At 62.1% G+C, this 556-nt stretch carries 1 pseudogene; it reads left to right on the top strand.

Annotated features, from left to right (window positions below):
• Window positions 1-55: 55 nt before the first annotated feature.
• Window positions 56-556 (top strand): annotated as a pseudogene (locus tag X760_RS73555) (hypothetical protein); the annotation flags it as partial.

Raw genomic sequence — 556 nt, 5'->3', positions numbered from 1 at the left:
CATAGGCGCTAAGATAGGTATTGCCCTGCGGAATCGGGTGTGATTCTACACTGCGATGACACACGAATCGCTTGTTGATGACGGCTGGGCCGAGACGATTGAGCTTCTCGGCGGCGAAGATTTGCTCACGCAGAGCGCCCGCGAGACGAAGGCGTTCCTGCGCCCGCGCGGCGTCAGGTCGGCGAGCGACCTGTTGCGCCTGACACTGGCTTACTGCCTTGGCAAGGTTGGCATGCGGGGCGTCGTGGCCTGGGCGGCGGCGAGCGGGATTGCCGACATTTCGGACGTGGCGTTGCTTGGCCGGCTGCGCAATGCAGGACCATGGCTGCAGCAGTTGATTGGGCACCTTTTGAAGCGCGAGGATGCAGGTTTGGCCAAAGGCCGGCTGATCCGCATCCTCGATGCGACAGCGGTTGCCAAGGCCGGTGCGTATGAGAAGAAGAACAATGGTCTTTGGCGCATGCACTGCGCCTTCGAGCTTGAGCGCGAGCAGTTCGACTTCATCGAGATCACCGACCAGAGCGAGGCCGAGTTGATCGACCGCGTGCCGGTGGTG

Origin of the sequence: Mesorhizobium sp. LSHC420B00 (assembly GCF_000503055.1) — a bacterium.
GTDB lineage: Bacteria > Pseudomonadota > Alphaproteobacteria > Rhizobiales > Rhizobiaceae > Mesorhizobium.
The sequence above is the reverse complement of the archived record's forward strand: the minus strand, read 5'-3'. Positions and strand labels throughout refer to the sequence as shown.